The sequence below is a fragment of the Oceanobacillus luteolus genome (genome assembly GCF_023715655.1).
GTDB classification, from domain to species: Bacteria; Bacillota; Bacilli; order Bacillales; family Amphibacillaceae; genus Oceanobacillus; species Oceanobacillus luteolus.
In genome coordinates, this window is sequence record NZ_JAMBON010000109.1 from 1 (window position 1) to 1,622 (window position 1,622).

A 1,622-nucleotide genomic window follows, 5' to 3' on the forward strand; every position below is an offset into this window, starting at 1 on the left:
TTTCGTAATATAAGGTTAACCAGATATTTCTGGTTGACCATTTTTTATATGGTTTTATTATAACAGTAGCCGGGGTAGAACGTCTCTGCCCGTGGGACATTTGATCCCGTCAACTAAACCGTTCGCCCCCTACTTGTAAAAACATGATTGAGCTGGTTGGGACCCGATCCCGTTTAACATGCGAAGCTATGACATTACAAGGAGGATTAGGGGTACCGGCAAATATTTTTTTGAGGAGGAGATTTTTGTATGAATCCAGTCGTTGGTCTGGATGTTTCTAAAGGGGAAAGTCAGGTTCAAGCATTTTTGGACAAGAAAAAGCCATATCGTAAAAGTTTTAAAGTGGAGCATACTCGTGAGGGCTTAACAGCACTTCATGATTTTTTGAAGCACTTAAAGGAAATTACGGGGCAGAAGCCAGCAGTTGTTTTGGAAGCTACCGGACACTATCATGCTTCGGTTGTTCAGTTTTTGGAGGAGCATAATTATTTGTTAATTATCGTCAATCCACTGATTTCATATAGGGCAAAGAGTTCTAGTTTGCGTAAGGTTAAGACAGACGCCGTTGATGCTTATCTTCTGTGCGAACTATATTATAAAGAGGATTTAGAACCTTATAAAAAGCGAGGTGTTCAACTCTTAAACCTTCGCAATTTAACTCGCCAACATGAGAACATTACAGGTAATTTTATTCAAACAAAGTTACAGTTTCAAGCTGTATTCGAGCAAGTATTCCCTGAATACCGAGGAGTTTTTGGGGAGCTATATTCTTTTGTTTCTTTACGGATTCTCCAAGAATATAAAGCGTCAGAGGATATCTTGATGACAAGCGAGGACAAGCTAGCAAATCGTATACATGAGTTATGTAGAAGTCGTTCTGAAAAGTGGGCGTATGAAAAGGCTCAGAAACTCAAAGCGGCTGCGGCTCGTAATCCATTTAAAAAGACGTTGTATCAGAGTCACCTTTTGAGCATGGGAATGTACATTGATATGCTTCTTCAATTTAAAGAGCATCTATCAAAGTTGGAGGCTGAGATAGATACTCTAGCTAAAGAAATTGAAGAATATGAGATTATCAAATCTATCCCCGGTATCGGAGAAAAAATCGCTGCCACGATCATCTCAGAAATTGGGGAAATAGATCGATTTAATCACCCTAAAAAACTTGTAGCATTTGCCGGTGTTGACCCTAGCGTTTTCGAATCTGGTAGATTCAAAGCAAGTATTAACCGCATCACTAAAAGAGGTTCCAGTAGGCTTAGACACGCTTTATACTTGGCTGTATGTTGTGCAATTCGAGACAAACGCAAGAAGAAAACTACTGATGAAATACTCCCTCGAAATAAGAAAATGAGAGAGTTTTACGATAAAAAACGCAACGAAGGTAAACCATTTCGAGTAGCGATCATTGCTTGCGTGAATAAGTTATTACACTGGATATACGCTTTATTAAAAAACAAAACAGTTTTCCAAGATATAGCCTAAAAACTATATCTAACTAAAAAATCCAAAACCTTCCAGATTGGTGATAACGGAAGGTTATTTAGCATGAATAAAATTAAGTATATCATAATTAATTTGAGTTTTTTAGAGAAATATATTGACAACTATTAGCTGGTTTA

1 protein-coding gene is annotated in these 1,622 nt (G+C 37.7%); it reads left to right on the top strand.

The window, feature by feature from the left end; genetic code table 11:
- The first annotated feature begins 249 nt into the window (after window positions 1–249).
- Window positions 250–1,485: an IS110 family RNA-guided transposase gene (locus tag M3210_RS19860; protein ID WP_251518019.1), complete on the top strand. Its 1,236-nt coding sequence runs from the start codon at window positions 250–252 to the stop codon at window positions 1,483–1,485.
- Window positions 1,486–1,622 lie beyond the last annotated feature (137 nt).